At 63.4% G+C, this 24501-nt stretch carries 20 protein-coding genes and 1 pseudogene; 11 read left to right on the forward strand and 10 right to left on the reverse strand.

The window, feature by feature from the left end; genetic code table 11:
- A partial coding sequence (locus ACH49N_RS38050; protein ID WP_397505205.1) for a helix-turn-helix domain-containing protein occupies positions 1 to 536 on the reverse strand: 536 nt, incomplete at its 3' end.
- 134 nt (positions 537 to 670) lie between these two features.
- Between ACH49N_RS38050 and ACH49N_RS38055 the strand changes: the two genes are divergently transcribed.
- The gene (locus ACH49N_RS38055; protein WP_358278493.1) at positions 671 to 1018 is read left to right on the forward strand and encodes a hypothetical protein; all 348 of its coding nucleotides are present in this window, start codon (positions 671 to 673) and stop codon (positions 1016 to 1018) included.
- Positions 1019 to 1122: 104 nt separating this feature from the next.
- On the opposite strand, the gene ACH49N_RS38060 is transcribed toward ACH49N_RS38055, so the two are convergent.
- The 6 genes from ACH49N_RS38060 to ACH49N_RS38085 form a co-directional block, all read right to left on the reverse strand.
- Positions 1123 to 1293, reverse strand: a complete 171-nt coding sequence (locus tag ACH49N_RS38060; RefSeq protein ID WP_358278491.1) for a hypothetical protein — start codon at positions 1291 to 1293, stop codon at positions 1123 to 1125.
- 98 nt (positions 1294 to 1391) lie between these two features.
- Positions 1392 to 1844: a MaoC family dehydratase gene (locus ACH49N_RS38065; protein ID WP_358278489.1), complete on the reverse strand. Its 453-nt coding sequence runs from the start codon at positions 1842 to 1844 to the stop codon at positions 1392 to 1394.
- Between the two features lie 65 nt (positions 1845 to 1909).
- Positions 1910 to 2476: a nuclear transport factor 2 family protein gene (locus ACH49N_RS38070; RefSeq protein WP_358278488.1), complete on the reverse strand. Its 567-nt coding sequence runs from the start codon at positions 2474 to 2476 to the stop codon at positions 1910 to 1912.
- A 16-nt stretch (positions 2477 to 2492) separates the two neighbouring features.
- A complete protein-coding gene (locus ACH49N_RS38075; protein ID WP_358278486.1) occupies positions 2493 to 3557 on the reverse strand; it encodes an NAD(P)-dependent oxidoreductase in 1065 nt (354 codons plus the stop codon).
- A gap of 260 nt (positions 3558 to 3817) precedes the next feature.
- Positions 3818 to 4549 carry an enoyl-CoA hydratase/isomerase family protein gene (locus ACH49N_RS38080; RefSeq protein WP_358278484.1) on the reverse strand — a complete coding sequence of 244 codons (732 nt, stop codon included), beginning with the start codon at positions 4547 to 4549 and terminating at the stop codon, positions 3818 to 3820.
- Positions 4542 to 6632: a CoA transferase gene (locus tag ACH49N_RS38085; protein ID WP_358278482.1), complete on the reverse strand. Its 2091-nt coding sequence runs from the start codon at positions 6630 to 6632 to the stop codon at positions 4542 to 4544. Before ACH49N_RS38085 ends, ACH49N_RS38080 begins: the two co-directional genes overlap by 8 nt.
- Positions 6633 to 7069: 437 nt before the next feature.
- On the opposite strand from ACH49N_RS38085, the gene ACH49N_RS38090 reads away from it, so the two are divergent.
- From ACH49N_RS38090 to ACH49N_RS38115, 6 genes are all read left to right on the forward strand, one after another.
- Positions 7070 to 8539, forward strand: coding sequence for an MFS transporter (locus ACH49N_RS38090; protein ID WP_358278480.1), 1470 nt, complete (start codon positions 7070 to 7072; stop codon positions 8537 to 8539).
- A 1749-nt stretch (positions 8540 to 10288) separates the two neighbouring features.
- Entirely contained in the window at positions 10289 to 13549 is a 3261-nt protein-coding gene (locus tag ACH49N_RS38095) for a protein kinase (RefSeq protein ID WP_358278478.1), read from the forward strand.
- A gap of 625 nt (positions 13550 to 14174) precedes the next feature.
- Positions 14175 to 14942, forward strand: a complete 768-nt coding sequence (locus tag ACH49N_RS38100) for a CoA transferase subunit A (protein WP_358278476.1) — start codon at positions 14175 to 14177, stop codon at positions 14940 to 14942.
- Positions 14939 to 15601, forward strand: a complete 663-nt coding sequence (locus ACH49N_RS38105; protein WP_358278474.1) for a 3-oxoacid CoA-transferase subunit B — start codon at positions 14939 to 14941, stop codon at positions 15599 to 15601. Before ACH49N_RS38100 ends, ACH49N_RS38105 begins: the two co-directional genes overlap by 4 nt.
- Before the next feature lie 31 nt (positions 15602 to 15632).
- Positions 15633 to 16832 carry an acetyl-CoA C-acetyltransferase gene (locus ACH49N_RS38110; protein ID WP_358278472.1) on the forward strand — a complete coding sequence of 400 codons (1200 nt, stop codon included), beginning with the start codon at positions 15633 to 15635 and terminating at the stop codon, positions 16830 to 16832.
- 49 nt (positions 16833 to 16881) lie between these two features.
- Positions 16882 to 18027, forward strand: a complete 1146-nt coding sequence (locus ACH49N_RS38115) for a citrate synthase 2 (RefSeq protein ID WP_397505210.1) — start codon at positions 16882 to 16884, stop codon at positions 18025 to 18027.
- 434 nt (positions 18028 to 18461) lie between these two features.
- Here ACH49N_RS38115 and ACH49N_RS38120 read toward each other — a convergent pair whose 3' ends face one another.
- From ACH49N_RS38120 to ACH49N_RS38130, 3 genes are all read right to left on the reverse strand, one after another.
- The gene (locus ACH49N_RS38120; protein WP_358278495.1) at positions 18462 to 18722 is read right to left on the reverse strand and encodes an LLM class flavin-dependent oxidoreductase; all 261 of its coding nucleotides are present in this window, start codon (positions 18720 to 18722) and stop codon (positions 18462 to 18464) included.
- A 406-nt stretch (positions 18723 to 19128) separates the two neighbouring features.
- Positions 19129 to 20493, reverse strand: a complete 1365-nt coding sequence (locus ACH49N_RS38125; RefSeq protein ID WP_358278470.1) for an MFS transporter — start codon at positions 20491 to 20493, stop codon at positions 19129 to 19131.
- A 363-nt stretch (positions 20494 to 20856) separates the two neighbouring features.
- Positions 20857 to 21183 carry a hypothetical protein gene (locus ACH49N_RS38130; RefSeq protein ID WP_358278468.1) on the reverse strand — a complete coding sequence of 109 codons (327 nt, stop codon included), beginning with the start codon at positions 21181 to 21183 and terminating at the stop codon, positions 20857 to 20859.
- 194 nt (positions 21184 to 21377) lie between these two features.
- Here ACH49N_RS38130 and ACH49N_RS38135 point away from each other — a divergent pair, with 194 nt between their 5' ends.
- The 4 genes and pseudogenes from ACH49N_RS38135 to ACH49N_RS38150 all read left to right on the forward strand — a co-directional run bounded on the left by ACH49N_RS38135 (position 21378) and on the right by ACH49N_RS38150 (position 23881).
- On the forward strand, positions 21378 to 22556 hold the full coding sequence (locus ACH49N_RS38135) for a thiolase family protein (protein ID WP_358278466.1): 1179 nt from the start codon (positions 21378 to 21380) through the stop codon (positions 22554 to 22556).
- Between the two features lie 158 nt (positions 22557 to 22714).
- Positions 22715 to 23243, forward strand: a pseudogene (locus ACH49N_RS38140) (ISNCY family transposase); the annotation flags it as partial.
- Positions 23239 to 23379 (forward strand): hypothetical protein, encoded by a 141-nt coding sequence (locus ACH49N_RS38145; protein ID WP_358278501.1) that lies wholly within the window; start codon positions 23239 to 23241, stop codon positions 23377 to 23379. The pseudogene ACH49N_RS38140 and the gene ACH49N_RS38145, both read left to right, overlap by 5 nt.
- Positions 23380 to 23599: 220 nt before the next feature.
- Entirely contained in the window at positions 23600 to 23881 is a 282-nt protein-coding gene (locus ACH49N_RS38150; protein WP_358278499.1) for a hypothetical protein, read from the forward strand.
- Positions 23882 to 24501 lie beyond the last annotated feature (620 nt).

Raw genomic sequence — 24501 nt, forward strand, 5'->3', positions numbered from 1 at the left:
AACTCGACTCCGTCGTACCTTCGGGCGTAGAGATCGAGGACGACGGCGGCCTTCGTCTCGAACTGCGGGTCTCGGATGAAGATCCACGACTGGTACTGCCAGGGTTTGAGGGCGTTCGGCGCGAGCCAGCGTCGGACCGTCGTGACCGAGGCGCTGATGCCGTCGATCAACAACTGCCGGGCCAACTCCGGGGCCCTCCACCGCGACAGGGGCAGCTCGTGCTCGGCGGGAAGCTGACATGCCCACGCCTTGACCGCGGCGACCTGCGACGGGGAATACCTCGGCGGGCGCCCCGAACGCGGCGCGTCGGTGAGTCCTTCGATCCCTCGGCGATAGAACCGGGCCCGCCACTTGCGGGCCGTGTCCACGCAGACACCGAGCTCGGCCGCGATGTGGGCGTTCGAATCGCCGTCGGCGGCCATCAGCACGATCAACGCCCGCAGCACCGTCCTCTGCGGTGTGCGCCCGGCCCGCACCCACCCCTCGAGCACCTCGCGGTCGGTGCCCGCCAACACCACCCGGTACGGGCTGACCATCACCACGACACACCATCCGAGAAAGAACTACTTCCATCACTCACGGCACAAATACCACACCGGCCACAGCAATTCCCGAGGCAACGACACGCCGGCCGCCACGAAAGTCACGCTGATCGGGCACCATCACAAATATGCCGACGCCACCGGAATCGACGAAGAGCTCGCTGCGCTGGAAACTGCTGGATCGGGCCCGGACCAGGTGGCCGGAACTGGCCACGATCAACACCCGATTCCGCAGCAACTTCGCCTACGTGGACGGCGTGCTGACCGACGGGACGGTGATCCCGTTGATGCGACTGCGGTACGGCGGATCCGCCAGTATGTGGGGATTCGCGATCTACCTCGGCAGCAGCGGCAAGTACCAGGACTCGGTCCTGCCCAGCGGGAACTTCGCAGGCAGTCCCGAAGACGCGCTCGACTGCGCGTGTGGGCTCTACCTCGGCGACCCGACCGCCTGGCAACAACCCCCGACGAATTAACGGGTCAGACCACTAAGCTGTTCCCCCACGACCGGAACATGGTGGCGTTCGGGCTCAAAAACAATACGATACGCAGAGGGCACTGTGCCACCTGCGCCAAAGTCTCAGGCGTGGTCTCGGACGGACGCCTGCAGCCCGGGCAACCGAATCGACCGCCCCGCCTCGAGGGCGGCCAGCGGCCACTTGGGCCTCGGAGTTGGCGTAAGACTCCCCATCACGACGTCCTCGATCAATTCCGAATCGATGCCCGACCGCTCCACAGTCTCTCTGATCATGGCGGCTGCCACGGTCTCTGCCGGGACGTCGCGCAGTGCGCCGAAACGGTCGACCGCGGTGCGGACCGGGCGCTGCTCGTATGTTCTTTTCTTCTGTCTCAGGCAACCAGGACGCGGACGGTCTCGGCGACGCACGCCGGCTTGTCCGCACCCTCGATCTCGATGGTGTACTTCACGACCACCTGCGCGCCCTGCTTCGTATGCTCGAACGACACGATCTCTCCACCGGCCCGCACCTTCGCCCCGACCTTTACCGGCCGGGGGAAGCGAACCTTGTTGAGACCGTAGTTGATCATGAGCTTCACGCCGTCGACGCGCATGAGGTCGGCGCCGAGCTTCGGCAGCAGTGACAGCGTTAGGTAGCCGTGAGCGATGGGAGCACCGAAGGGGCCCTGGGCCGCTCGCTCGGGATCGACGTGGATCCACTGATGGTCGCCGGTGGCGTCGGCGAACACGTCCACGCGGTCCTGCGTGATCTCGAGCCAATCGCTGTGGCCGAGATATTCGCCGACTGCGGACTCGACGTCGGCGATTCCCTGGAATACGCGCATGGATACTCTCCTCGAAAAGCGGGGTAATTCTGAACATGTGATTGCGTATGAACAGCTAGGGAGGGCTAGAACACGATCGGCGCGTACAACGGGTCACTTCGATCCCTTCTCGACACCGTCCAGTTCGCGTCGAGAGGCAGATACAACTCGTCCGGCTCACGCCGCACCCAGTCGAAGGCCACCTGTCGACGCAGAATGCGCCAACCAACACCCGGTCGATCCTCGAACGTATCGACGTACCGACACGCAACCGTCCGACGTGCCAGCCCCTGACCGCCACTCGCACCGAGAAAAGGGTCGTCCGCCGCAGAAGACACTGTCTTCAAACTCAGGCAGTAGCTTTCGACGCGAGCCAGCCGACCGTCATCCGACAGTCGAATCGATACGTTGGTCAGCACATGCATCGACGTGGTGACGGGCACGTGATTGCCCTGCATCCAGGTCACCATCTCATCGGGCGAGCCTACGAACTGTCCGTGCGAGTCCACCGCGTCGTCGTGGTAACACGCCCGAACCTGCTCCCAATCCTTCCGGTCTACGCCCTGACAGTAGGCCACGAGCACCTTTTCGATCCGATCCTCGACCAGAAGCTGTGTGAGATCCGCCTGAATCGAATCCGGGATAGAAGTCATGCCCGTTTCCCCCGTCTCATCGCGCATTGTCGAGGAAGGACTCACCGTGCAACGGGTCAGGGATGCTCGGCAGGCCGGCGAAGACGCGATTTCTGTTGACCGTGCGATATGCACCAGCCTCCATGTTGAAGCGGCTGCGATATCCGAAGTCCATTGCTGCCCGGCTGGAGTCGAGATGCTGTGAGAAAGCGAGCCCGGAACCTGGGGGAAGTGCCAGGTCTTCCATATTCAGAGTAATTTGGGCGTCGGGAAGCAGTCGGGACACGAAGTCGACGGCCTCGGAGATCGGCCGGTAGTCACCGCTGATGATGTAGTTTCCGGACCCCGTGTCGCTGCGAAAGTTCAAGGCCTTGACGAAAGCGTCGGCAACGTCTTCGACGTAGAGGAAGTCCAGATTGCGCCGACCAAACGGCACCATGGTCGGACCGCCGTCGACCGCCGGCGTGTACAGCAGGTTGGCCAGCCACGAGCTTCCGCCGCCGCGACTCATCTTGATGTACTCGCCGAAGCCGTAGACCCGGCTGAGCCGTAGACCTGTGATGTCGGTGCCGTGCTTGTCTGAATACGCGACCGCGAGTTTCTCGGACATCACCTTCGATGCACCGTAGATCCATTCCGGGTCGTATACGCAGTCGTCCGTGAGGACACCCGACTCCGGAACCGAGCGCGGGCCGAAGATAGTCGTGCTACTGGCCCACACAACCTTCTCGAGAGCGAGTCGAGCAGCTACCTCGAAGACATTCACAGTGCCGATGACGTTCACGTGCGCAGCCAGCAACGGATTACTCTGCGCTGCAGACGAAAGAAGGGTCGCAAAGTGCATGACGGAGCGCACACCGTAGCGCTCTGCCGCACGCGTCATGGCGTCAAGGTCGCTCACGTCGCCGACCACGACATCCACCTTCTCGCGAAGATCACCACCGACGAGGTAATTGAGATAGTCGAGCTCGGGCAGGTCGGTACCAGCCGCATCGCCATTACCGCCGAGGTAACCAAAGAGCACGACCCGCTCCCCCGCAGCCACCAGGTCTCGAACCGCGTAACCCCCGACATAACCGACACCGGTCACTAGAACAGCCATCTACTGCCACGCCTTTCTGTCTCGGATCAGACCGCCAACCCAACGGCCACGACTTCGCGCCGCTCCCATGCGATCGCGACCTAGTCCTCGAGGCTGCCGGGAACCCACTGGTCCTTACTTTCGTATCGACTGATGAGGTGACGCCGCCTCCGGCGTTGCCGAGGGCGGCGTCGGCGGTCATGCGCCCCCGCCGGTATGTCTACGCAGATTGAGCCGATCACGACAGCGCACCAGCGCGGGTACGAACGGGCCGACTCCACTCAGTGGGGGGCCGCCGGGTGACGCCGGCCCAGTCCTCTCGCACGGGTGTGCCATGACTCCAACTCGATTCGCCGCAAGGCCGAACGCCTGGTCTCGACGAGAGCTGCCATCGCGGCTGGTGGTTGTTCGGCGATGGCGTGTCCGAGTTGGTCGGCTTCTTTGCCCAGGGTTTCCTCGGACACCGAGCGCGTGACAAGGCCTCGCTCGCCCGCCTCGCGACCCGACCACACTCGGCCGGTAGCAACAACATCCATTGCGAATGCATCGCCGGCTCGCGACTGTAGATGCCACCAGTAGTTGCCGCCGTTGAGTCCGTAGTGGATCTCGGGTGCTCGGAACTTCGTCGAGTCCGCACAGACCGCGAAGTCGCTGAGCAGCGCCATGTGCAGCCCCATGCCGACGGCGTGCCCGTGGACGACGGCGACGATGGGCTTGTACTGCTCTCGGACAAGGAAGATTTCGGCAAGGCGTGATCGGTCCTCGGCAGGTTCCGCCGATCCGGCGGGTGGATCGTCGCGGAGATCAGCTCCGGCACAGAAGGCGCGGCCGGAGCCCGACAGGAGGGCCACACGAGTGGTCGGATCCTCGTCGTACGCGTCGAGCGCGCGCCTGAGGTCGCACATCATGGCGCCGTTGACCGCGTTGAGCACGGTGTCGCGACGAAGGGTGATGCGACCGACCCCGTCATCGCCGCTCTCGTAGGTGACGAGTTCCGCCGCGGCGCTAGACACCGTTGCTCTCCGGGCGTTCCGGAGCGGCCGACAGGGGGGACTTGGCAAGACCTGCAAACCGCCAGGGCAACCCGGTGACGAAGTAGCGGCCGAGCGCCGAGCTTTCCACCGCTTGGAACAGCTCGTTGTCGCGGAGTTCTTGCTGTTCTGCCAGGTCATGAGCGGTGTAGACGATAGAGACCCTCAGACCCGCCGCGAGCAGGTGCCTCTGCAGCGCGTCATCGTCCATGTCGGCCAGAGGACCGAGCGCGAGCTCGAGCAACTGGCCGCGTCGCTGCAGACTCGGTAGACGGCTCCCGATCAGCGCCTCGAACTTGTCGACATCATCCGCGTCGGCGAGTGTCACCGCGAGCCGTCGACCTGTTCCGGGGAGTGAGAGGAAGAAATCGCCCCCGACGTCTGCGGGTTGGTACGTGTCGTCCGGTCCATGACCCATCAGCTCGACCAGTTGGGCGGCAAGAACTTCGGCCATCGAGAGGTCGACGGTTACGGTCGACCACCGTTCAGAAGCCAGCGACCACGCCAGTATCCACGCGGTGATCGCCACGCTCGTGAGTGGGTCCGCCCACGGGGTTCCGACGCTCGCCATCTCCCCCCGCGCGTTCTGGGACGCGGCAACCAGACCGGAAAAGGCGTGGATGTTTGTTCCGTAGGCACGATACCCGGCCAACTCGCCCGTCAGCCCGAATCCGCTGGAGGACAGCTGCAACTTGGGTGACATGGCCGTCGACACACTCGCGGCGTCGACCCCGACCCGCCGTGCTCGATGAGGGCTCAGGTTGTTGACGATGACATCGTAGGGTTCGATGTTCAGTGAACTACCCGACGCATCGACCTGCACGTCGAGAGATGCCTTGCAGAAGTTGATGTGGTTGAAGTAGGCGCTGCGGTTGAGACCGGGGATACCCGAGGCGAACGGGCCTCTGCGGCGGTACACATCGAGACGGGCAGGATCCTCGAGCTTCGTCACCTGCGCTCCCATGGCACCGAGCCACGCGGAGGCGAGGGGAACGGCTAGGACGTGTCCGGCATCCAGTACGCGCAGATCGTGCAGCGGAATCGGGCCGTCGGCCCGACCCTCGGGCTGCTTTTCGGGGACCTCGTTTACCAGCGCGGGAAGTGCCGCGGCGCTCGGTCCCGTAAGGTCGAGCGGCCGCCCTACCGCATGCGCCCTCTCGATGAATGTTTCGACGGTGTTGACCGTTGTGCAGGGGACGCCCGCCGCCTGCAGGATGTGTTCGCATTCGGAGGTCGTTCTAGTCGAGGCCCATGTGGCCATCGCGGCGTTCACTTCCTCTGCCCTCTGGCGTGCGTCCTCGAGCGTGGGAACGGAGTCGAGCTCGGGTGCGAGCACCTCCCTGAATCCGGTCCACTGGTGCTGCTCGAGCACCAGGACGTAGACCGAACCGTCTGTGCAGGTGAAGAAGCCGGTTGGGGCGCCGTATCGCGCACTGCCACCCTCGTTCGGGCAGTTGGCAAGAGCATGCCCCATCTCCAGCGAGAGCCCAGTAGCGATCACCGATCCCTGAGCAGAAACGTCTACATGTAGCGGCCCATTGCCTGACCGGTTGGCGTGCACTCCATGCAGAGCCGCGACGGCTATGACATTGCCCACGAGTTTCAGCCCGATGGATCCGGCCGGTATCGTCGGAGGCAAGTCGTCACCGCTGGATGAATGACCCAGGATCCCTCCAGCGGCCAACAGAGTCAGCTCCGATACGAAGGCGTCCGCCCGCGCATCCGCCAGCCCGAACGCGCTGGCAGTCACCCACACCGCCCTGTTGTGTTCCGCCACGAACTCCAGGTAGTCACCGACACGACCGGCAGGCAGGCCCGGGAGGTCCTTAGCCTCCTCGATCCGATCGACAAGGACCACGTCATATCCGGCCAGTTCGGCCACCGCGCCTGCAGCGTTTCTCGGAGATATAGCGACGATCTCCGCCCCCATCTGTGAGAGGGTCCGGCCCGCGATCTGTAGCGGTAGCGAGTCGCCAGCGCAGACGACCCGCAGACCCGAGAGCCACGTCGTCCTGGCCAGTCCTGTGTCCACTGCAATGCGGGCCTCGGTCGATGCGTGGGTCATATCCAGTGCGTCCTTCCTCGTCGATGAATGCCCGTCAGGCTCGGCGAGGTCTTAGCTCTGACTCGCGGGCTGTGAGCCACGCGCTGGTCAGGGTTGAGCGACAGCGCGTGCATTCCGGTCGTGGCGACGTTGGAGGCTGGGCTAGATCGCGCCACCCCCATCGGTCAGAATAACGTACCACCATTCGCAATCATGAACAACGATTTGGACATGACGAGTTTTCCCGGCGACGACCACACTCCCCTTTGCCACACCTCAACGTTTCCAATATCATATGCTTATTCGCAAATCGGAACGCCGTGTTCCGAGAAAGCGGCGCACAGCGGAGACCCTTGTGCTGACCCCGTTGTTGGAGCATGTCGACTGACGTGCGGGAAGCCTGTGCGAACGTTCCCGGAACACATGCACTGCAACCAATTACCCTCTGGAGACGCTCTGTGCCGAACAACAGCAGCTGCACCGGGCATACGTCCGACCGCGCCCCCCTGCTCGGCGTGAGTTCGGGTGCAGCGTTGGCGGCTGCGCTGCTCGGCATGTTCGTCATTACCCTCGATGCCCTCGTGGTCACAGTTGCTCTGCCTGCAATCCGCAACGATCTCGGCGGCGGCATGAGCGGACTGCAGTGGGTTGTGGACAGCTACACCCTGATGTTTGCTGCCCTTCTGCTCTCGGCCGGGGCACTGTCAGACCGGGTCGGCGCCCGCCGCGCCTATGGCGTCGGCCTTGCTGTATTCGTCGCCGCGTCGGCCGTGTGCGGCCTGGCACCGAGCCTCGGAATTCTGATTGCGGCGCGGCTGGTGCAGGGCGCTGGCGCCGCAGTCATGCTGCCCGCCTCACTGGCCTTGATCCGTGAGTCGTACGCCGACCCTGTCAAACGGGCCCGCGCAATCGCCCTGTGGGCGGTCGGCGGCGCGGTGGCTGCGGCCGCCGGGCCAGTGGCAGGCGGGGCATTGAACCTCATAAGCTGGCGAATGATCTTCTTCATCAACCTGCCCGCCGGCATCATCGCACTGGCGTTGCTCGCCCGCACAGCGCGCTCGCCGCGCCAACCTGTGCCCCTCGATATCACCGGGCAGGCCACTGCCGTCCTCGCGATGGGCGCGCTCACCTATGGTGCGATAGAGGCTGGGGCCGTTGGCTTCACCGCTCCAAAGGTGTGGGCGGCTGGTCTCGTGACGGTGGTGGCGCTGGCAATATTTCTCGTGGCCCAGGCACGCGGACGGCACCCGATGGTCCCGCTGGACCTACTGCGCTCGCGCACCGTGGTTGTTTCTTCCTGCGCCGGGTTCGCGTTCATGACCGGCTTCTACGGAATGGTGTTCCTTTTCAGCTTGTATCTCCAACAGCTGCGCGGCCTGTCCTCGCTGGCGACCGGACTCGTGTTTTTGCCCATGACCGTCTTGACCCCGTTTCTCAACCCGTTGTCCGCTAGGATCGCCGAGCGCTTCGGACCCCGCCTGCCGATCGCCTCCGGCCTGTTCATGATGGCCGCAGGGCTAACGATTCTCGCTTTTGCGCCCGCATCCACGCCGACCTGGCTCCTGGCCGTACTGATGCTCCCCGTCGGACTCGGTGGCCCGCTTGCCATGCCCCCGGCGACCGCGCTGCTAATCAACAGCGTGCCCGCGGAGCGCACCGGTACAGCCAGCGGAGTATTCAACACCAGCCGCCAACTCGGTGGGGCACTCGCCGTCGCGGTCTTCGGCGCCCTCGTCGCCGATCAGGCGACCTTTTCGCAAGGCCTGCACGCAAGCCTGCTGATCGCTGCGCTGGTCTTGTTGCTGGCTGCCGTAGCCAGCCTTCTCCTCGAGTCCGCTCCGATTCCACAGCCGGAAACCCCCGCCCCCAATCAACATCGGGTCAACGCGCCAACGCAGAGCGCATACGCCACGAAGCAATCCGGCTGATCACCACTCGGATCGGTTGAAGACGGCATCCAGAGCCGATGGCGGTGGGTATCACAGCGCTGCTGCTCCGTCGATACTGTCGCTCCGATCCGCAAAGCGCCTCGCAGAACTACGCTCACAGAGATCTTTGCCACGGTTACCTTGCCGAACGGACGTTGACGCATTCGATACCATTTTCATGCTCACAGTTGTACCCATTTGCAATATGCAAATTTTGCAGCTTCCACAACGCCTTCTTTTTGGCACCGCCGAGGCCGACGCTGTCGGGTCCACCGACCCGGGCCCGATCGCAGCGCGCGAAAATTCGTAGCCACGAACGAGATTTACAGCCGGGTTTCCGACGCACCATAAGAAGCAGGCCGGTTTCGGTGGAAGATGGAGAGATCGTGATTGTCATCACCGAACGTCAAAGTCCGCAGACACCGCGTGAGCGTCATGATCTCGAATCCCCCGACGTGCTGAAACGACGGCGCAGGGCAAAATTCTGCCATTTCGGCGTACCCAGTGCAGGATCCTGGCGAAGTTCCCGATGACACCGGGACAGGGAATCGTGGGCGACTGTTTCGCGGAAAATATGCCCCGCCGCCGACACATTCGATCGGCCCATCTCGCACTGAGCGTTGTTGCATTCGGCAGGTTAGTCGGTAGAGCATCCGAAGGATTCACCGCCATAACGCATTCCGCGTGATTCACCGAAATACAGTATGGCATCCAAGGTGATCAACCCAGTCGCCGCACGGTCGCCCTCCACTCCGGCGTAGAGCAGGTCTGCATTCGAGCACCAGTGACGGACCCGCTGGAATAGGTGAGGTCTATCGGAAGAAGCGGCGCCAACGGCTGCACCAAGAACGGCAACGTGCGAATGCCTCCACCAATCAAGACGTAAACATCCGATTTTCCTACTCGTTGACGTACTACGGAGGTTCACCCGAAGACGAAATCTTTGTCCGATTTGCAACATCGCACCCGCGATTCGTATATCTGCGGTGAAGAGGTTGTTCGCAAGGTTCGGTCGACCCAGATACGTTGCGAACCCTCAGCACTGAGTATCCCAAAATCCGTAGCGGCGAACGATCGCCTTCGAGCCGCAGCGGAGGTTGACCGAAACGAGGTCGACGTCGTTGGCGCCCGAGGCCATTCTGCAGAGTGCTGACTCGACTTCGCAGAGGCGCTCGCGCCCGTCACTCGCGACTTGCTGGCCCGAGATACTGGCGGAACGCGTCCCCCACCGGGGAAGGCATCCGGGCCGATTCAACCATGACAAGGCCGCAAAGGAGGCCGCCAGCTGCATCAATCGATCAGACGGAACTGTGACCAACCCCTGAGCGGTCGGCCGGCGAACCATGCAGACAGTGAGAAGTTCGGCGTCGGGCACGCACACCGTGTCTCCTACCGAACATGAAGACGGCTACATTGCCCTACCTATACCGCCGTGGCCAGCAACTATCCGACTACCGAAAGGATTGGAACCAGATCGACGTCCATTGACTCCGCGCCGCCCTGTCCAGTCAGGCGGATTCCAATCGCCCTCTGCAAGATCCCGACTGAGCCAAACACGCAAACCAGGCCAGGCCAGTCGGTCAGGGTGTTCGAGGTCGCGATAACCAAACGACCGCACGCCACAGCCGATCGCAGAGATATCCTTGTGAATACCAGATCGAAAGGTACATTCAAGTTCGATTTTCCACTGGCCGTGCCGCCGGGGCCAGTGCGCGGAACCACGAGCCGGCGGAGTGAGTAGACCGTCCGATGGGTGAAGGTGATCCGCTCGACACGCAGCGGTACCCGCCCTCCCCGGCCGCGGAACTGGAAGGCACGGGCTTCGACGATGCCCAGGAGATCGGCCGCGGCGGTTTCGGCGTCGTCTACCGCTGCACCCAGGCGGACCTGGATCGCACGGTCGCGGTGAAGGTCCTCACCGTCGAACTCGACGACGAGAACCGGGCCCGCTTCTTCCGGGAACAGCGGGCAATGGGACGGCTGACCGGGCACCCCAACATCGTCAACATTTTGCAGGTCGGTGCAACCGACAGCGGCCTTCCCTACATCGTGATGCCGTATCACCCGCAGGATTCGCTGGAGGCCCGGGTCCGGAAGGACGGTCCGCTCCCGTTGGATCAGGTCCTGCGGTTGGGAGTGAAGATGGCCGGAGCGATGGAGACGGCGCACCGGCTCGGCATCCTGCATCGCGATATCAAACCCGCAAACATCCTGCTCACCGATTACGGTGAACCGGAGTTAGCGGATTTCGGCATCGCGCACATCAGCGGCGGCTTCGAGACCGCGACCGGCGCCGTCACCGGATCGCCGGCCTATACCGCACCGGAGGTGCTCGGCGGGGATCCACCGAGTCCGGCCGCGGACGTTTACGGGCTCGGCGCCACCCTGTTCAGTGCCCTCACCGGGCATGCCGCGTTCGAACGTCGCAGCGGTGAGCAGGTGGTCGCGCAGTTCCTGCGGATCACCACGCAGGACGTGCCTGACCTGCGCGAGCACGGAATACCGGACGACGTGTCCGCGGTGATCGCCAAGGCGATGTCCCGCGAGCCCAGTGCGCGCCCGGCCACCGCCGCCGACTTCGGGGAACAGCTGCGAGGGCTGCAACGCAACCACGGCTTCCCGGTCGACGAGATGGCCCTACACACCACCCCAGGTCGGGCAGACCACCACGCACAACCAGTATCCGGCCGAGCGGGGTCTTCGCCTCGAAGCGCGACGGCGAATCTTCCCCTGGAACTGACCAGTTTCGTTGGCCGCCGACACGAGCTCACCAAGACGAAGAACCTGCTGACCGGGCCGAGGCTGGTGACCTTGACCGGGATCGGCGGTGTCGGCAAGACGCGACTGGCGATACGGGTCGCGGCTGCAATGCAACGCGAGTACGCCGACGGTATAAGGTTGATCCAGCTCGGTGAACTGCACGACGAGTCGTTGCTGGTCGACGCGGTGGCCGCCGCACTGGGGGTGCAGGACCACTCAGACAGGCCGTTGCGTGAAGTCCTGATCGAGTACCTCACACCGCGAGAATTGCTGCTGGTGCTTGACAATTGCGAGCACATGGTTGACGCGGTCGCCGAACTCGCCGGCCTTCTGCTGCGGGTGTGCCCGGGCCTGCGGATCCTGGCCACCAGCCGTGAACCCCTGGGAATCGGTGGGGAAGCAGTGCTGCGGGTCCCGCCGCTGGCCGTCCCGGATCCCGGGCGGCAGACCTCGTTGCGCGGGTTGCCCAAATACGATGCGGTGACGTTGTTCGTAGAACGCGCCGCTGCCGCCGTTCCCGGATTCGAAGTCACCGAGGAGAACGCGGCGGCGGTGGCGGGGATCTGTCACCGGCTCGACGGGTTACCGCTGCCGATCGAATTGGCGGCGGCGAGGTTGCGGGCGATGTCGCCCGAGCAGATCCTGGGCCGGTTGACTGACCGCTACGCCCTGCTGACCCGCGGCAGCCGAGGTGCGCCGACGCGGCAACAGACGCTGCGGTGGTGTATCGACTGGAGTTTCGAGCTGTGCACCGCCGGTGAACAACTGGTGTGGGGGCGGGTGGCGGTATTCGCAGGAAGCTTCGAACTCGATGCCGCGGAGCAGGTGTGTGGCGAAGGCCTCGGCCCGGACGAGTTGCTCGACACGCTGACCTCGTTGGTGGAGAAGTCGATCCTAATCCGCGAGGAGCATGTGTCGGTGGTGCGGTTCCGGATGCTCGAGACTCTCCGTGGATACGGCTACGAGAAGCTCGAGCAGACCCACGAGGACATCTCCATGCGTCGCCGTCACCGCGAATGGTATGAGGCGTTGGCACTCGACGCGGAGGCCGAGTGGATCAGCGCCCGCCAGCTCGACTGGATCGCCCGCCTGAAACGGGAACAACCGAATCTGCGGGAGGCCCTCGAGTTCGACATCGACGACGATCCCGCCGCCGGCCTGCGCACCGCCGCCGCACTCTACTTGTTCTGGACTTCCCAGGGCCTCTACAACGAGGGGCGGCGCTGGCTCGACCAACTGCTCGCTCGCCGGAGCGGCCCACCCACCCTCGAATGGGTCAAGGCGCTCTACTGCGACAGCGTGATGGCCAATGTGCAGAGGGACCTCGGATCCGGGGCCGCACTCGTCGAGGAGGCACGCGCGCTCACCGCGCACAGCAGCGACCCTATGATGCGCGCTCTCGTTGCCTACGCCGAAGGAATGCTCTCCCTCTACAGCGGTGATCTCCCGCGCGCGTACTCGCACCTCGAAACTGCACTCGCTGAGTTCCGCGAACGCGAGGATAGAACGCTCGAAGTGAGTGTCTTGTATCCGTTGGGGTTGGCGTATGGACTTTGCGGATTGACGGATCAGGCGATCGAGTGCCATGAGCGTGTTCTCACGATAACTGAAGTGCACGGCGAGAAAATGTATCGGTCGCACTCACTGTGGGCCTTAAGTATTGCTGTCTGGCGACAGGGCGATACCGATCGGGCGGTGCGACTCCTCGAACAATCGCTGGAGCTGACCCGGCACGTGCATAGCCCTCGCGTCGCCACCTCATGCCTCGAGGCGCTGGCCTGGATCGCGTGCGAACTAGGCGACGCACCGAGAGCTGCGGTGCTGCTGGGAGCCGCGGACGGGCTAGCACAATCGGTGGGAAGCTCCGCAGTCGTATACTCTAGTTTGCTTGTCTACCATAAGAACTGCGAACTAAAAGCCCTTCGAGAACTTGGGGACAAGACATTCGAAGCGATTCACTACAAGGGCGAACATCTCGGCTTCGACGAAGCGATCGCTTATGCCCTCCAGGAGCAACCGCCTGCCTCCTCCGCACGCGATACCGACGCGTCGGTATCGCTGACCAAGAGGGAACGCCAGGTCGCCGACCTGATCGCCGAAGGCCTGACGAATCAGGCCATCGCCGACCGCCTGGTGATCTCACCTCGGACCGCGCAAGGGCATGTGGAGCACATCTTGGCAAAACTGGGTTTCACCTCGCGGACACAGATCGCGGCCTGGGTCGTGGAGCAGGCGCACGATTCGAACTAACACGTCTGCTGAGTTGATCAATGCACGTCGCACGAGAACGTCGGACCGTGGTAACCGGGCACCGCGCGACCTGGCGGGTGCCCGGTTCATCGCGAGCCGCTGGCCGAACGTCCAGCGCCCGACCGCCGCAAACGGGTCAATCCGTCCCCGCCGGCGCCAAGGAACTCACGAAAGCCGCTCAGCTAACCGGCTCTACCGATACCACAGCGTGCTCGTCTGATTCTGTTTGGTCCATTTCGGGCACAAATCTGAGTTCACAAGAGGGCCACCTCTACGTGCTATTCAGACAACCGCGAGCCGAGGTGCTCGTAACGAAGGTGAAGGCGGGAACCACAAGAACGCCCTCCGCACTGTATTGCCGCCGATTGGCGCTCAGTCTCCGCACCCCGTCGTGAGTAGTGCGGGTCGGGCGATGTGGGGAGCACCGGGTGCCGCTGCATACGTCCACTCAGTGAACACTCGCGGCACCAACGTCCAGACTGCGATCAATGTCGATGAATCTCTTGAATTGCATGTAAAGACCCATTTTAGTAAGTGGAGTCACCCCACGGATAGACGACCACTCAATGGACCATCGATGCGGAAGACGGTATCGCCGGTACGGCGGCCAGGAGAAAGGATGCACATGGGATCGAGAGTGTTCGACACCCCGGAAGAAGCAGTCGCGGACGTGTCCGACGGCGCGTCGATCGCCGTGGGCGGGTTCGGCCTGTGCGGAATCCCCGACTCGCTGATCTGCGCGCTCGCCGACTCCGGCGTCGGGAACCTCGAGGTCTTCTCCAACAACTGCGGTGTGGACGACCACGGGCTCGGAATTCTGCTGGGTGCCCGCCGGATCCGGCGCGTCACCGCGTCGTACGTCGGCGAGAACAAGGAATTCGCCCGTCAGTACCTCTCCGGTGAACTCGAGGTGGAGCTGACCCCGCAGGGCACGCTGGCCGAACGCCTCCGGGCGGGCGGCGCGGGCATCCCCGCGTTCTTCACCCCCGCCGGTGTGGGCAGCGCGGTCGCCGACGGCGGACTGCCGTGGCGGTATGCCGCCGATGGTTCCGTCGCTCTCTCGTCGCCCCCGAAGGAAACCCGTGCGTTCGGTGACAAGCGCTACGTTCTCGAACTCGGCATCACCGCCGACTTCGCCCTGGTCCACGCATTGCGGGGCGACACCGCCGGCAACCTCGTGTTCGACAAGTCGGCCCTGAACTTCAACCCCCTCGCGGCGATGGCCGGAAAGGTGACTATCGCGCAGGTCGAGGAACTCGTCCCCGCAGGCACCATCGACCCCGCCCAGGTGCACCTGCCCGGAGTCTTCGTTCAACGCATCGTCGAGACCGGCCCCCAGAACAAGCGGATCGAGAAGCGGACAGTCAGCAGCACGGAAGGAGCCACTCGGTGACCGGCACCAACGGATGGACACGTGAACAGATGGCCGCCCGCGCGGCCGCGGAGATGGTCGACGGCGAATACGTCAACCTCGGCATCGGACTGCCCACGCTCATTCCCGGATACCTCGGCACCGACGTCACCGTGACCCTGCATTCGGAGAACGGAATCCTCGGCACCGGCCCCTACCCCACCGACGAGAAAGTCGACCCCGACCTGATCAACGCCGGCAAGGAAACGGTCACCGTCAACGCCGGTGCCGCGTTCTTCGATTCCGCGTTGTCGTTCGGCATGATCCGCGGCGGCCACATCGACACCGCCGTCCTCGGTGGCATGCAGGTCTCCCGCACCGGCGACCTCGCCAACTGGATGGTCCCCGGGAAGATGGTCAAGGGTATGGGCGGCGCGATGGACCTCGTGCACGGCGCGAGCCGCGTCATCGTCCTCATGGAACACACCGACCGGGACGGCAACCCCAAGATCATCGACGCCTGCACCCTGCCGCTGACCGGCCAGGGCGTCGTCAACCGCATCATCACCAATCTCGCCGTCATCGACGTGGTCGGCGACGGCACCCTCGCTCTCCGTGAGGTCGCCCCCGGCGTCACCGTCGACGAGGTCGTCGCCGCCACCGGAACCCCCCTCGAGATTCGCGAATCCGCGCTCTCCTGAGCGACATTCGTCACGACACCAAGGACATCCCATGACTTCTTCCGCCAGGTCCGTCATCGTCGCCGGAGCCCGAACCCCTGTCGGCCGGCTGACGGGTTCGCTCGCGTCACTGTCCGGATCCGATCTCGGTGGCATCGCCATCAAGGGCGCCCTCGACAAGGCCGGGGTGGCACCCGAACTGGTTGAGTATGTGATCATGGGGCAGGTCCTCACAGCCGGCGCCGGTCAGATCCCGGCCCGGCAGGCCGCGGTCAACGCGGGCATCCCGATGTCGGTGCCCGCCTTGACCGTCAACAAGGTGTGCCTGTCGGGTCTCGACGCCATCGCTCTTGCTGACCAGCTGATCCGCGCCGGCGAATTCGATGTCGTCGTCGCCGGCGGGCAGGAGTCGATGTCCCAGGCGCCGCACCTTCTCCCGAACTCGCGGAGCGGTTTCAAGTACGGCGACACCACCCTCGTCGATCACCTCGCCTACGACGGTCTGTACGACATCTTCACCGAGCAGGCGATGGGCGCCCTCACCGAGGGCCGGAACGCGAACACCGACAAGATCGGTCGCGAAGAGCAGGACGTTTTCGCCGCCGCGTCGCATCAGCGGGCCGCGGCCGCGTGGAAGAACGGACTCTTCGACGACGAGGTCGTACCCGTCACCATTCCGCAGCGCCGGGGTGAGCCGCTCGTCGTCACCGAGGACGAGGGCGTCCGGGCCGACACCACGGCCGAGTCGCTGTCGAAGCTGCGGCCCGCCTTCAGCAAGAACGGCACCGTCACCGCAGGTTCCGCGTCGCAGATCTCCGACGGCGCGGCCGCCGTCGTGGTGATGAGCAAGGCAAAGGCCGAGGAGTTGGGAATCGAATGGCTCGCCGAGATCGGCGCCCACGGCGTCGTCGCCGGACCGGATTCGACGCTCCAGCAGCAGCCGGCCAACGCCATCAACAACGCGTGCACCCGTGAGGGTCTTGACCCCTCGGCGCTCGATCTCGTCGAGATCAACGAGGCCTTTGCCGCCGTCGGCATCGAGTCGAGCCGGCAACTCGGAGTCGACCCATCGAGGGTCAACGTCAACGGCGGCGCCATCGCCATCGGGCACCCGCTCGGCATGTCAGGGGCACGGGTCGTGCTGCACCTCGCGCTCGAGCTGAAACGACGCGGCGGCGGAACCGGCGCCGCCGCCCTCTGCGGCGGCGGCGGCCAGGGCGACGCCCTGATTCTCCATGTGCCCGGCGAGTGACCGTCTGCCGAACGACCCCCGACACCACAGCATCCGAGGAACCACAGCGATGACCACTAGAGAGATCACCCGCAGCGCGCGGATACCGGAGGATTTCGTCAGCGGACTGGAGGGCGTGGTCGCCTTCACCAGCGATATCGCTGAACCCGACAAGGACGGCGGCGCCCTGCGCTACCGCGGCGTCGACATCGAAGACCTCGTCGAGGGGCACGTCACGTTCGGCAACGTGTGGGCACTGCTCGTCGACGGACGCTTCGGCCCCGGCCTGCCCCCGGCCGAACCCTTCCCCCTGCCCGTGCACACCGGCGACGTCCGCGTCGACGTCCAGGCCGGCCTCGCGATGCTCGCCCCGATCTGGGGATACCAACCCCTCCTCGACATCGACGACGACACCGCCCGCGAACAACTCGCCCGCGCCTCCGTGATGGCCCTGTCCTACGTCGCCCAGTCCGCCCGCGGCATCTACCAGCCCGCCGTCCCGCAGAAACGCATCGACGAGGCGAAAACCGTCACCGAACGATTCATGGTCCGCTGGAAGGGCGAACCCGACCCCGCCCACGTCGAAGCGATCGACGCCTACTGGGTCTCCGCCGCCGAACACGGCATGAACGCCTCCACCTTCACCGCCCGCGTCATCGCCTCCACCGGCGCCGACGTCGCCGCCTCCCTCTCCGGGGCGATCGGTGCGATGTCCGGCCCGCTGCACGGCGGCGCCCCCGCCCGCGTCCTGCCGATGATCGAGGACACCGAGAAATCCGGCGACGCCCGCGCCCTGGTCAAGGGCATCCTCGACCGCAAAGACAAGCTGATGGGCTTCGGGCACCGCGTCTACCGCGCCGAAGACCCCCGCGCCCGCGTGCTGCGCGCCACCGCCAAACGGCTGAACGCCCCCCGCTACGAAGCGGCCGCCGCCCTCGAGCAGGCCGCCCTCGCCGAACTCCGCGAGCGCCGCCCCGACCGGGCCATCGAAACCAACGTCGAGTTCTGGGCCGCGGTCATCCTCGACTTCGCCGAGGTACCCGCACACATGATGCCCGCAATGTTCACCTGCGGCCGCACCGCCGGCTGGTGCGCCCACATCCTCGAGCAGAAACGTCTGGGCAAGCTCGTCCGCCCCGCCGCCATCTACACCGGCCCCGCACCCCGCACCCCCGAGTCCGTCGAGGGCTGGAACCATATCCCCCACACCAACTGACACTGCGGGCAATTGTGAAGCAGGCTCGCGACGTTCGTCCATACGCTGACAGAAGCGGAAGCCGACAGCGTATGCGAAGCCGGTTGGACGAACACTGCGCGGACCGCATTACTCGCTGCAACGGTGACCGGCACCGCAGCTTCGAAGCCCGCAACGGCACGCGCAGACCTCAGTCGGTGCGAAGTTCTGTGTGCCGGGTATTTCCGTCCAGCCGAAGGAAGAACTCGTCGGTCCCTCAGCTCCACTGCACTATCGGAAGCACAGGCTCGGTGATCGCGAAGGCGGGGACGCGTCGGTGGAGTCCGCTACCGGTGGCTCGGCCAGGAACAGCCTTCGATTATCGTTCTGAAGGTCTGTGAGAAAGGCGTTGGCCGCTAGGGGCACTGAGCCCGCTAAGGGTTCGGTGTCAACCGGCAATCTTCGGCATTACGTCCTCAGAGATTCGGTGTATACCCTCGAGCATCGAGCCCGAGCGCACGATATTCCGATTCCAACCAGCCCGTTCCGAATCCTGCGTCCACGCGTCCTCCGGAGAGCACGTCGAGGGTGGCTAGCATCTTGCCGATCAGCAACGGGTGACGGTAAGGCGCGACCAGCACACTCGTGCCGAGCCGCACATGCTCGGTCACCGCCGCTGCATAGGTGAGCGTTCGTGACTGCTTCGTACCAGACGGTTCCGAAGCGGGCCGCCGTATCGGGGCTGGGCACTATGTGGTCGCCGACCCAGATGCTGTCGAATCCGAGTTCCTCGGCGCGGATGGCGACGGTCATGATCTGCTTGGGTGCCGTTCTCGGGTCCGAAGCAATCTTGTTGAAGTGCGGAAGCCTGATTCCCAAGTGCATGGCGGTCCTCTCCTCCTGCCGATCATCGCCCGGTGGCCACCCGGTGGGATCGGCATGTCGACTACGCAAGCAGTGTCGAATTTCAACTGCCGGTCACATCGTTATCAGCCAAACATGTGCGAGCAATTGAGGTTGCGGAATACCTTTGCGGAAGGCAATATTCCAGGTTTCAATGGCCGAAATTCACATTACGTGGCGGGCCAAAAGCCGGAAGCGCCCTGTACCACCGGCAGACGGTCGTACAGGGCACAGCGGATGTCAGCCGCGTTCGCCAAGAAGTGTCGGCTGGACGCCGGTTTCTACCGGTAGCTCTGCTCCCTCTGATTGGGGAGCACCTCTGAGGACGAAGAGGACAAGAAGCACGATCGCCACGGCCACCGATCCAATCGGTGCGAAGAGGCCGGCTGTGACGTTGGATCCGATCGAACCTTGCCCGACGAGATACGGGCCGAAGAATCCGCCCAGGTTACCGATCGAATTAACAGCCGCGATTCCGACTGCAGCGTATGCGGGCGCGATCCGGAGTGTCGACAGAGCCCAGATGGCAGGAAGGAAGGCGAACGTACCGATTGCCGCCAGGCACAGAGCCACGAGCGCGAAGCCGGGTCGTCCACTGAAGGTGACGACGCCGGTCAGCCCTGTTCCTAGAACGATCAGCGAACCCACGGTGAGCGCCGAAAGATGCGAGGTGTTTCTTGCCAACCGGGCACTCCCCAACACCGCCGCAACTGCAAAGATGTAGGGCACAACAGATACGAAACCAATGTTGGTAGCCGAATACGACGGGTTGATCTGCTTGACGATCAACGGCAGAAATAGTGTGAAACCGTAGAAGCCGACGCCATATGTCAGGAACACTGCGGCCAGGTGAATGATCCGGGAGTCGCGGAGAGCCGTGAGTTCGGCTCGCAGACTCTTGTCGACCGCTGGCCCGCGCTCCGCTTCGACGGTCTTCACCATCCAAGCACGGGTTCTGTCGTTGAGCCATGGTGCTTGTGCAGGCGAGTCAGGAAGGACTTTGAAGACCACGACGCTGAGGAGTACTGCCGGGATCCCACTGATGATGAAGACCCAACGCCACGAGGAGAGGCCAAACCAGTCGATGTGGTCGAGTATGAGCCCACTACCCGCCCCGGCGATGATGTACGCCAGAGGCTGGGCAACGAACAAGGCCCCGAGAGCAACGGCACGATCACGGGCACGAAACCAGACCGTCAGGTAGAGAACCATTCCCGGCAGAAATCCGGCCTCGGCGATTCCCAACAGAATCCGGCAGACGTACAGCATGTTTACGTTGTTCACGAATCCTGTAAGTACAGTAACGAGCCCCCACGTGATCATGATTCGCGTGATCCACACCCGTGCACCGAAACGTTCCAGCAAGATGTTGCTCGGGACCTCGCAGATGAAGTAGGCGATGAAGAAGACGGCAGCAATAGTCCCATATGTGGCGGCAGTAATCCCCAGCTCGGCTCCCATCCCAAGCTGCGCATAGCCGATATTTGCACGATCGATGTAACACACCATGCTGGCCAGGAAGATGATCGGCAATAGGCGCCGAAAGGCTTTGGCCAGCGCCGCCCGTTGTTCGTCCGGGCTCAGATCTAGTTGGTTGCTGGTCATCACAGCTGCTCCTTAAGGCTTGCCATGCTGCGTAAAGTTCTCGTGATCGTCGATCCCATACGGTTCATATATCCGAATGAGTGTTCCTATTTCAAGGAAGGCTAGAGCACTTGGAAGATGTGGTCAACATCTCATTGCGCGCGCTCGTCGGGTCGACCCCGCTACGCCAGGCACTGAGTGCGCACCCAGGAAGCCCCGCGATGCGATCATGCCGACCGAATGCCGCGAGCTTCCCCGCCGAGCACCTTGACCGACGCACGCGCCCCTCATATGCTTGAGCCTAAATATGAATGTCTATTCGCATTTCCGAACGCAGTGCTCGGCGGCAGATGCTTCCCAGCCGAAACCGACTCCCCGGGAGTGCTATGTCCAGCTCGTCCCAAGGGAGTCAAAGCTGTCAGATGACGAGGAGCAAACGGTTATCCACCAGGTGATCCGGCGGGTGATGCCCTGATGTTCCTCAGATACGTCGTCGCCTACATCGACCGGGCAAATGTGGGTTTCGCCCAGCTCGGCGAAGGCTTCTTCGGGCCCTACCTGGTCGGCAAGAACTCGATCGGCACAACTGTCACCGTCGGACTCTTTGTCCCTTTCGGGTCTGTAGTCATCGGCATCGCATTGGTACTGGGGTGGATGGAAAGTGAGCGACGTCAACGGCATGCGGCACTGAAACCGATGCAGCAGAATCATGGTCGCGCGGGACCCTTCATTCCAACACCCAGAAGATCATGCCTTAGTACACGTGATCGCTCGACCGAGACAAGATTCGGTGGCCAGCCGTTCAGGAGCAGAACACTCCGGCAGACTCACAAATCCCTGGGTGCCCCTTGGTGACACGCAGCTACCAATTGACACGTAACAACCCTCGAAAGTCTGGAGACAACATGCAAGACGCCGTCATCGTTGATGTGGTTCGCTCCCCCATGGGGCGAGGAAAAGATACTGGCGCACTCGCGGCGCTTCATCCCGTCGAATTACTAGCGCAGGTCTTCACCGCGCTCGTCGAACGAACTGGGATCGACCCCGCGCGCGTGGACGACGTCCTCGTCGGTTGCGTCGGGCAAATCGGCGAGCAATCGGGCACGCCTGGACGTCACGCCTGGTTGTCCGCAGGATTTCCCATTTCCGTCCCGTCGACAACGATCGAGCGGCGCTGTGGGTCCGGCCAGCAGGCGATTGATTTTGCCGTGCAAGGAGTCATGGCCGGCGCCTATGACGTCGTCATCGCTGCGGGGATCGAATCCATGAGTCATGTTCCTATGGGTGCAAATCGAAAGAACTCAGACCCGCCAGGGCCAGGCGTCCATGCCAGGTTCCCTGAATTGGATTCTCAGGGCGTCGCAGCCGAATTGATCGCACGCAAATACGGACTCTCTAGAAGCCAACTCGACACCTACAGCGCAGAGTCACACGCCCGCGCCCACCGCGCGAGCACCGAGGGATTGTTTGCATCGCAAATCGCTCCCATCACATTGCCTGATGGTACAAAGGTCTCTGAAGACGAGACGATTCGACCTAACACGACAGTCGAGCGGCTGGCAGGTTTGAAACCAGCATTCGAGAACGAAGAATCGCGTGTCCGTTACCCCGGCATGGACTGGAAGATCACTGCGGGGAACTCATCTCAGATCACCGACGGCGCCGGCGCGACATTAATCATGAGCGCTGACAGCGCAGCTCGCATGGGGCTCCGCCCCCGTGCTCGGATCGTAGCTTCTGCGGTAGTCGGAGATGATCCTGTTCTCATGCTCACAGGTATCATTCCCGCAACGCATCGAGTGCTGGCACGAGCAAACATGTCGATGGCGCAGATCGATTGGGTCGAGATCAACGAAGCATTCGCATCCGTACCACTGGCATGGAAGTCTGAATTCCCCGCCACGGCTGAGCAGATCAACCCGCGGGGTGGTGCGATCGCGTTAGGGCATCCGTTGGGCGCATCCGGAATTCGCCTACTTTCCTCGATGCTTGCGGGGCTCGAATCGAACGGTGGCGAATACGGACTTCAAACAATGTGCGAAGCCGCTGGCATGGCGAACGCGTTCATTTTGCAACGCCTCTGAACGTGGTGGGCGCTCCAGTCGGAACCCCACTGATTGTCCAAACGCTTGGATAGTCGTCGCAGGCGAAGCTTCCTGACTACTTCGAACTGAAAAAGTCGGGGTATGGCGGTGCGTGATTGGCCGGTCATGGAACAGCAGGATGGCTTCAACCCCCTCGGTTGAGCAGGGATCGAGGCCATCGTGTTTCCATACCGGCGGCGATCGCGTTGCTGGACGATCCGGCGTTCTAGGCACCCTTCCTGCCGTACTTCGGACCCGCGGATCGTCGACGCCGACGCCAACGCCGATGGAGACCTACCTGCGGCTGATGTTCCGGGAGTTCCACCGCTCGGCTACGAGAGTCTGTGCCGCGAGGTGAGCGACTCGATCACCTCGCGCAGTTGGGCCGGATACCCTTGGACAGGTCGGTGCCGCACCCGACCACGTTGAAGAAGCTAACCACTCGCTGTGGCCGGGCGGCTGTGGAGGGGCCGGGACGAGGCGCTGATGGCGAAGGCGACCGGGGCCAAGGTGCTACGCACCACCAAGTTGCGGGCCGACACGACGGTGGTGCCCAGCAATGTGTCCTACCCCACCGACTCCGGGTTGTTGGCCAAGGCAATCCGACGGATCGCGGCCATCGGAAATCCGATCGCGGCTGCCGGTGGAGCGACTACTCGGACCCGCGCGCGGGACCGGTACCGTGCGCGGGCAAGCGGGCGCCTCCAAACGCGGATACAGCTGGGACCGTACCCTCATCGACAGCACCGAAGGCGCCAAGATCTGGATAGGCCACGGGATCCTGGCGCACAACCTGGTCAAGATCAGCACCCTGGAAGCGTAAAGACGCCGATCGGAGGAGTCTGTGGCCAACCCAAACGCCGACCGTCCGAATCATGCTCACCGCGGTTCCGCGTTTCTCAGGTCGAAGTAGCTAGGTTTGGCAACGGTCTGACATGTTCCTGCGCGCATAAGTTCGAGAACAATCTTTTTTGTAGGCATCCGCGTGTGCATCGGCGGGGTTACCAACAACAAGTCGCCGCCACTCGATCGACTCCAGGCGGTTGCCCGTATCGGAATCCTCGGCACGATACGAGCTGCCGATCGCGATCAAGCGCAACGACTCGGCCACATCCATGCATTACGCCGAGGATCTTCATGAACGATTGATCGACCGCTTCTCCACGAAGCCGAGCGTGATCTGTATGGCCCTCGCCCGCATCCTCGGCGCTTGGCAAGTCCTCGGAATACGATCGCTCTGTTGGCTGGGTACGTCATCGACCAGCGAGGCCGGCGCGATTCCGCCCGGTCGCAAGCGTGCGGTGATGTCGGCGCTCACTCGGTAACTCAGCTCGGACATACAGCGACGTTCGGCAACACGCGGCACGACAGACCCGCTCCGGCCGACCTGAATACAGACGCCGTGTGGTGCAATTCCTCCCGCGACACCACGTCGCCTAGCACCCTTTCCACAAGCAGCGTTGCCGCAGCCGAACTCGGTCGACATTTCCTTGCTCTCCAAGCAGTGGGCCTCTGGAGGTCTCAGACGCCGGGCGGCGGCACTGATTGCCTCGGCCAAGTGGAGCCCGCTGTGGCGCGGCGGCCACCATCGGATGCACCAACCACAACTTCGCGTCGCCCTCACCGCAACGCGTGCACCGATCCACATCCGCGGTCAAACTCACCTATTTGTCTGGTCCTCTGCCGTACACGCTGGGCATTCTTCTTCCACGCCCCTTGGTGTGAAGTTGCCGCTTCAGGAGGGAGACCGTTACTACACCGCCACCTTCCACAGCACGGACGGGACGGTGGGTACGGGAGCAGCGCGACGTCCATTCCTGCGTTGCAGCATGCCGGTCTCCAGCGCTTAGCCTGATTCCACCGAAGGATCAGCTGCGTAGCAGCGTGTCGAACTGAAGAAAGTGCCCCCTGAACTGGGAAGATTGGAGTTCTCACACAACAAATC

The organism is Rhodococcus sp. NPDC019647 (genome assembly GCF_044389235.1).
Classification (GTDB): domain Bacteria; phylum Actinomycetota; class Actinomycetes; order Mycobacteriales; family Mycobacteriaceae; genus Rhodococcus_F; species Rhodococcus_F oxybenzonivorans.